Origin of the sequence: Staphylococcus sp. GDY8P119P (genome assembly GCF_017892075.1) — a bacterium.
In the GTDB taxonomy this organism is placed as follows: Bacteria; Bacillota; Bacilli; order Staphylococcales; family Staphylococcaceae; genus Staphylococcus; species Staphylococcus ureilyticus.
Window position 1 is genome coordinate 21,887 of record NZ_JAESKJ010000022.1, and the last position, 6,668, is coordinate 28,554.

A 6,668-nucleotide genomic window follows, 5' to 3' on the forward strand; every position below is an offset into this window, starting at 1 on the left:
AAAACTTAAAAAAACCTCATCGTTAAATGATAAGCAGAAGCGTATCATAAATGATGCGGTTTTTATAAGGTTCTTCTTATTGGTGAAATTGTTAAAAAAACAAAATGCAATGAACTGACAAATTAAAATCGCTTTAAGTCGTATTCTCAAAGAATCTATAAATCACTCGTATGTACACAGCCCCTTACTATCAGTTAAAGTGTCACTTTTCGGTTCTAATATTTATTATTCATAAGATATGCAATATATGATACAATTCATTCAAATGTATATTTGAATGAGGTGCTCTATGGTTCAGACTATTATAACTGCGGCAATACTTTATATTGCAACTGCGGTAGATTTATTAGTGATTTTATTAATATTTTTTGCTAGAGCAAAGACTAGAAAAGAATATAGGGATATTTATATAGGTCAATATTTAGGATCGATTATCCTCATATTAGTCAGTTTATTTTTAGCTTTTGTGTTACATTATGTTCCAGAGAAATGGATATTAGGTTTATTAGGTTTGATCCCCATCTACTTAGGTATAAAAGTTGCTATTTATGATGATTGTGAAGGTGAAAAAAGAGCAAAAAAAGAATTAAACGAAAAAGGTTTGTCCAAATTAGTAGGGACTGTTTCTTTAGTGACAATTGCAAGTTGTGGTGCAGATAATATTGGTTTATTTGTCCCTTATTTTGTAGCATTGGATATTATTGAATTACTGACTACCTTAATTGTATTTTTAGTTTTAATTTTCTTTTTAGTATTCACAGCACAAAAACTAGCTAGAATTCCTGGTGTGGGTGAAATTGTTGAGAAATTCAGTCGTTGGATTATGGCTGTTATTTACATAGCATTGGGCTTATTTATTATTATTGAAAATGAAACCATACAAACGATATTAGGATTTATATTATAAATTAAGGTGTGACTTAATATGAGTAACAATAAAATTTGTGACGTCATTTGTGTTCATGAGGAAAAAGTGAATTATGCTTTAAGATTTTTAAAAGAAGAAAAAACTCAACGGCTTATCAATACATTATTAAAGATAAGTGATGAGAATAAGCTGAAAATTATATTAGCTCTAATTAAAGAGAAAGAATTATGTGTTTGTGACTTATCTATAACATTAGGTTTGAGTATAGCTTCAACATCACATCATTTGAGAGCTCTGTATAAAAGAGACGTGCTGGATTTTTACAAGGATGGGAAAATGACATACTATTATATCAAAGATATAGAAATGAAATCATTATTAATAAAATGTATGACTTAAATATAAAGAAACGCTCACATTAAACGAGCGTTTCTTTGAATTCTTGTATTCTTTTTCCAATTTCATCTCTAACACGTTGAAATTCTGGCCATTCTTTTCCTGCTGGATCATCAAAGCCCCAGTGTTCTTTTTTAACATTAGGTGGTAATATAGGGCAATTATCGTCTGCATCACTACATAATGTTACGACCAAAGCTGACTGTTCTAAGATATCACTATCAATCAAATCTGATGTATGGTTTGAGATATCAATATCCACTTCTTTCATAGCTTCTATTGCTTTAGGATTAACACCATGTGTTTCAATACCAGCAGAATAGACATTCCAATCTTCACCCAATATTTCTTTTCCCCAACCTTCAGCCATTTGGCTACGACAAGAGTTTCCTGTACATATAAAATAAATTGTTTTCTTATCCATAATTAAAGCCTCTTTTCTTAAAATATGATTAGTGAAAGGTATAAACCTAAGAGTGTTACAAATAGGACCGGAATAGTAATGATAATTCCAGTTTTAAAGTATGTTCCCCACGAAATTTTCACACCTTTTTGTGTTAAGACATGTAGCCACAATAATGTTGCTAAAGAACCAATCGGTGTTATTTTAGGTCCTAAATCAGAACCTATGACATTCGCATAAACCATACCTTCTTTAATTGTTCCAACTACATTCGATTGTCCGATAGCAATTGCATCTATTAAAACTGTAGGCATATTATTCATAATTGATGATAACAAAGCAGATATAAAGCCCATGCCCATAACACTACTGAATAGTCCATAACTTGAAATATTGGATAATGCATCAGCTAAAATTGTGGTGATGCCTACGTTTTTCAAGCCGAATACGACTAAATACATACCAATTGAAAATAGGACAATATTCCATGGTGCACCTTTAATTACTTGTTTCGTATGCACAGCTTCGGAATTGCGAGCTAACAGTACAAAGATAATAGCAATAATACCAGCAATGATTGATACAGGGATTTGAATAAACTCACTAACAAGATAACCCACAAGTAGTATTGCTAATACAATCCATGAAATCTTAAATAATTTAGAATCTTTAATTGCATTTTTAGGATGTGAAAGATTTTCTGTATCGAACGTTTTAGGTATAGATTTTCTGAAATATAACCATAAAACGAGAATACTAGCAATCAGAGAGAATATATTAGGAATAATCATTCGACTAAAATATTCAATAAATCCAATATCGAAGTAATCTGCAGAAACGATATTAACTAAGTTACTTACAATTAAGGGTAGTGATGTAGTATCAGCGATAAAGCCACTGGCAATAATAAAGGGGAAAATCACTTTTTTATTAAACCCTAGATTTCTTACCATCGCTAATACAATAGGCGTTAAGATTAAAGCCGCACCATCATTTGCGAAAAATGCTGCTACAATTGCCCCAAGTAACATAATAAAAACAAACATTTTTAAGCCATTACCGTTTGAAGCCTTGACCATATGTATTGCAGACCATTCAAAAAAACCAATTTCATCTAATATTAATGAAATTAGAATAACAGCTACAAAAGTTAAAGTTGCATTCCAAACAATACCGGTTACTTCTAATACATCGGAAAAACTTACGACTCCTGTAAAGATAGCAACAACAGCTCCAATTAAAGCTGTAATACCAATATCTAAACCTTTTGGTTGCCATATCACAAAGATTAAAGTTAACAAGAAGATTATAATTGCTAAAATGGTCATCAACAGTCACCTGATTTCACATTTTTACATACACATCTTTGATTAGATGTATTAATGATGTTTAAGTTTTGAATAATATCATCTAAAATAGCATGATTAAGTTGATACCAATGTTTGTTGCCGTCTTTTCGTGTTGTAACTAATTCGTTATCTACTAATGACTTCATATGATGACTTAGTGTAGGTTGTGAGAATTGAAAGTGTTCTAATAAGTCACAAGCGCATAGCTCACCACAAGAAAGTAAATCTAATATTTCTAACCTGCTTGGATCTGATAAAACTTTTAATATTGCTGATAATTCTTTATAAGACATAAATAATACCTCCTTTTCATTACATAGATTAACATCTATATAGTTTTATGTCTATGTAGTTTTTTGACTAATTTTAGTATTAGATTAGAATGCGTCCTAAATAACTAGTTTTATTATCTTGCAAAAGTTGAAATAATAATTTATATTTAATACATCAAAAAAAATTGATGTATCATTTTAGTATTTTATAAAGGAGTTCGATTTTATGAGAATAAATCATGCAGGTACATTATCTGTTGATTATTTTGTTAGCTACTTAAATCTAATTATGATATCAAGAGAAGTTTCTTTAAAAGAAGCTATATCATATATGAAAAATGAATTCTTTAAAGGAGAACCTGACATGTATGGTAAAATAACAGAAACTCATTTTAATCAAGCAATACAAGAACTCAAACAAAAATAGAAATATCTATATATAAGAGAGGTGATTATTTAATGGAAATTATTAAGTCCAGTCCTAATAGAAGTGAGGAAGAAAAATTAGACTTTTATGAACAGATGTTTAATGCGCTAGCTGATAAAATCAGGCTTAAAATTCTACAATCAATACGTCAAAGCGATTCAAAATCTTTATGTGTTTGTGATCTAGAAGAATTATTAGCGTTAAAACAATCTAAACTTTCCTATCATTTAAAAAAATTAGTAGATGCAAATATTCTTATTGCTGAAAAGCATGGCACATGGAATTATTATAAAATTAATGAGCAACAAATACAGGTGGTTTTAAATGAAGATACTTGCTGTAAGATACTTTAAGTATCTTCTTTATAACATAGAATTAATCAAATTTTTTTGATTAATACATCAAGAAAAGTTGATTAAATGAATTCGGAGGCGTTATACTAATGATAGATTCAATTATGGAATTCATAAAAACATTTCTGATGTTATTTTTTGAATTATTATTACTATTTATAGTAGTGAGTTTTATAGTAAGTCTGATTCAACAAGTTGTTTCAGAAGAAAAAATTAAAAAGCTTTTGAGCAAACCTAATAAAGCTGTCAATTACATATTAGGTATGGTGTTTGGTGCTGTTACACCATTTTGTTCTTGTTCAACTATTCCAATACTTGCAGGTCTATTAAATTCCAAAGTTCCTTTTGGTCCGGCTATGAGTTTTTTGATTGCTTCACCATTAATGAACCCATTAATGATATTTATGTTATGGGCTTTATTAGGATGGAAAGTAGCCATTGTTTATTTTGTAGTACTAGCAATTTTCAGTATTTTAACAGGTTTAGTATTTTCAAAAATGAATTTAGCTGAAAGTTATAAAGGGGTCAATGTTAAAGGTGATGGATTTTTTGCTAATAAAACAGGATCTCGTTTTAAACAAGCATTAAACGATGCGTGGGCATTTTTATACCCAATGTTACCTTATCTATTTATTGGTGTATTTATTGGTGCCTTTATATATGGATTCATACCTGAAGAATTTATAACTAAGTATGCAAGTGGTGATGGTTTTATATCGGTGTTTATTGCTTCTGTTATCGGTATCCCTATGTATATCAGACCAGAAACAATGTTACCTATAGCCGAAGCATTAGTATCAAAAGGTATGTCGCTAGGAACAGTAGTTGCATTAATAATTGGTGGTGCTGGCGCAAGTATTCCAGAGGTCGTATTGCTATCTAAGCTATTCAAGAAAAAATTTGTAATATCATTCATTATTGCAATTTTAATTGTAGCCATTGCTACAGGTTTGATTGTGAATATCATTATTTAAAGGAGGTGAAATAATGGGTATTAAAGACGCATTAAAAAAAATAAAACCTCAAGAACAGTCATGTTGTTCGGTAGAAATTGAGGAAAAGAACGAAAAAAAAGAAAAAGATGAAAAAGAGCAAGAAGATAATAACAATTGCTGTAACAAGTAATATAAGGGCCTGGAATTTATATCCAGGCCCTTATATTAATCTATTTTGCTACGCTTTTCTATATTTATTCTACAATAATTAAAAAAGGACATATTTTGAAATCAATGTGTCTTTGAAAATGGTTACCTCTATATTATGCTTTGATTTCTACAGGTTCACTAAAGTGATTTTCTATAATTCTTGTTATTTCTTTACCTAGTGGTCCATTTATTGTGAAAGTTCTTTTGAAATAAGAACCTAAAATACCTAGACCTGCTGTTGCACCGACACCTTTTCCAATGCCTTTGCCTATCGTTTTTATGATGTTACTCATGATTATCATTCCTTTCATTATAATTAATATTATTTGTAAAACATTGTCTGCTTGGTTTACTTTTGAACTTGTTGTTTTAAATATGTTAATTGTAGTAAAAGTAATTCATCAATCACTTGTTCTCTTAAATCAGGGGGTGAAATGATACGTATATTGGATTGATATATAAAACGGAGTTGAATAGCTTCGACTCTTGTCATCTTGAAAGTGACAATAAGATAATGTGCATCATATTTTTCTATTACATGAATTTGATAAAATCGATGCATTTTTGACCACACATCTTTACCGATTTAAAACGTGATATAGGTTTGTAACTTTGATTTTTCTTGTATATCCACGGATTTTTCAGACAAACTCAGATTCATTTGATTAATATCATCTATATAAATTTCATTCATTGCGCGAACAACTAATGATGCTGGCAAAATACCTGTTTGATTTTTATCAATTTCAAAGCGGTCAAGATATTTTAGTAATGTAGTTCGATGACCTGAATGATGTTTGATGATTAATAATTTAAGATATTGATAAAAGTAATGACTTAATTTGGGTGTCGTCAGGTATAAAGCAGTCAAAATATCATACATAAAATGCATATTTTCATGCTTATCTTGTTCGAGCTTATAACTTTCTGATTTATAATCGTACGTGATTGCTTTAGGTGTACTGATCCACGATTTACTTTCATATAAGAAGTTTCTGGTATCGTCGATATCTCTTTGTATCGTCCTAGGACTCGTATTGAGTTCTAATGTAAGTGATTGTTTGTTGACGGATTTATTCTGTAGTAAACGATGGTATATTGTTAATATTCGAAATGCACGATCCAATATGTCACCTCCTTTAAGTTATACATTACAAAATAGGTTTGTCACAATAAGTCAATCCTCCGTATATTTAATAAAAGTTGTGAAAAAAATTTTTTAGATAAATACATTGATATAAAGAGATTTTATAAATATTGATAAGTGAAGAAATAGCGGTAATGACAAAATACGGCTATACCTCTACTTTTAAATTATGTTTTCTAATGGAATAGGCGTTACTATTTGAGAAAATAACATGGTCATAAAATAAAATGCCCATCATTTCACTGATGAGCATTAATCGTTCGGTCACATTGATATCTTCAGGAGAGGGTGTTACATCTTATCAAGAG

At 29.8% G+C, this 6,668-nt stretch carries 12 protein-coding genes and 1 pseudogene; 6 read left to right on the forward strand and 7 right to left on the reverse strand.

Features of this window, described 5'->3' with window-relative positions:
• The first annotated feature begins 289 nt into the window (after positions 1-289).
• Both KA830_RS13055 and KA830_RS13060 read left to right on the forward strand, forming a co-directional pair.
• The gene (locus KA830_RS13055) at positions 290-907 is read left to right on the forward strand and encodes a CadD family cadmium resistance transporter (RefSeq protein WP_037538729.1); all 618 of its coding nucleotides are present in this window, start codon (positions 290-292) and stop codon (positions 905-907) included.
• Positions 908-925: 18 nt separating this feature from the next.
• Positions 926-1,267: an ArsR/SmtB family transcription factor gene (locus KA830_RS13060; protein ID WP_203265324.1), complete on the forward strand. Its 342-nt coding sequence runs from the start codon at positions 926-928 to the stop codon at positions 1,265-1,267.
• Between the two features lie 19 nt (positions 1,268-1,286).
• Here the strand turns inward: KA830_RS13060 and arsC are convergent, their stop codons facing one another.
• Genes arsC through arsR form a run of 3 tightly spaced genes read right to left on the reverse strand, consistent with a single transcriptional unit; the run spans position 1,287 to position 3,309 of the window.
• Positions 1,287-1,688, reverse strand: a complete 402-nt coding sequence (gene arsC, locus KA830_RS13065) for an arsenate reductase (thioredoxin) (protein WP_061854114.1) — start codon at positions 1,686-1,688, stop codon at positions 1,287-1,289.
• A gap of 17 nt (positions 1,689-1,705) precedes the next feature.
• Complete coding sequence (gene arsB / locus KA830_RS13070; RefSeq protein WP_203265325.1) at positions 1,706-2,998, reverse strand: arsenite efflux transporter membrane subunit ArsB; 1,293 nt, start codon at positions 2,996-2,998, stop codon at positions 1,706-1,708.
• The gene (gene arsR / locus KA830_RS13075) at positions 2,995-3,309 is read right to left on the reverse strand and encodes an As(III)-sensing metalloregulatory transcriptional repressor ArsR (protein ID WP_065865872.1); all 315 of its coding nucleotides are present in this window, start codon (positions 3,307-3,309) and stop codon (positions 2,995-2,997) included. The genes arsB and arsR overlap by 4 nt, the downstream gene beginning before the upstream one ends.
• A gap of 205 nt (positions 3,310-3,514) precedes the next feature.
• Between arsR and KA830_RS13080 the strand changes: the two genes are divergently transcribed.
• The 4 genes from KA830_RS13080 (at position 3,515) to KA830_RS13095 (ending at position 5,193) form a co-directional block, all read left to right on the forward strand.
• The gene (locus KA830_RS13080; protein ID WP_002452584.1) at positions 3,515-3,715 is read left to right on the forward strand and encodes a hypothetical protein; all 201 of its coding nucleotides are present in this window, start codon (positions 3,515-3,517) and stop codon (positions 3,713-3,715) included.
• Between the two features lie 32 nt (positions 3,716-3,747).
• Entirely contained in the window at positions 3,748-4,068 is a 321-nt protein-coding gene (locus tag KA830_RS13085; protein ID WP_065865873.1) for an ArsR/SmtB family transcription factor, read from the forward strand.
• 89 nt (positions 4,069-4,157) lie between these two features.
• On the forward strand, positions 4,158-5,042 hold the full coding sequence (locus tag KA830_RS13090) for a permease (RefSeq protein WP_065865874.1): 885 nt from the start codon (positions 4,158-4,160) through the stop codon (positions 5,040-5,042).
• 13 nt (positions 5,043-5,055) lie between these two features.
• A complete protein-coding gene (locus tag KA830_RS13095) occupies positions 5,056-5,193 on the forward strand; it encodes a hypothetical protein (RefSeq protein WP_107529391.1) in 138 nt (45 codons plus the stop codon).
• 133 nt (positions 5,194-5,326) lie between these two features.
• On the opposite strand, the gene KA830_RS13100 is transcribed toward KA830_RS13095, so the two are convergent.
• From KA830_RS13100 to KA830_RS13110, 4 genes and pseudogenes are all read right to left on the reverse strand, one after another.
• Positions 5,327-5,506, reverse strand: coding sequence for a hypothetical protein (locus KA830_RS13100; protein WP_203265405.1), 180 nt, complete (start codon positions 5,504-5,506; stop codon positions 5,327-5,329).
• A gap of 56 nt (positions 5,507-5,562) precedes the next feature.
• Positions 5,563-5,775 (reverse strand): hypothetical protein, encoded by a 213-nt coding sequence (locus KA830_RS13770; RefSeq protein ID WP_229347794.1) that lies wholly within the window; start codon positions 5,773-5,775, stop codon positions 5,563-5,565.
• Positions 5,776-5,799: 24 nt separating this feature from the next.
• Complete coding sequence (locus KA830_RS13105) at positions 5,800-6,339, reverse strand: HTH domain-containing protein (protein WP_229347799.1); 540 nt, start codon at positions 6,337-6,339, stop codon at positions 5,800-5,802.
• 169 nt (positions 6,340-6,508) lie between these two features.
• Positions 6,509-6,646, reverse strand: a pseudogene (locus KA830_RS13110) (JAB domain-containing protein); the annotation flags it as partial.
• Positions 6,647-6,668 lie beyond the last annotated feature (22 nt).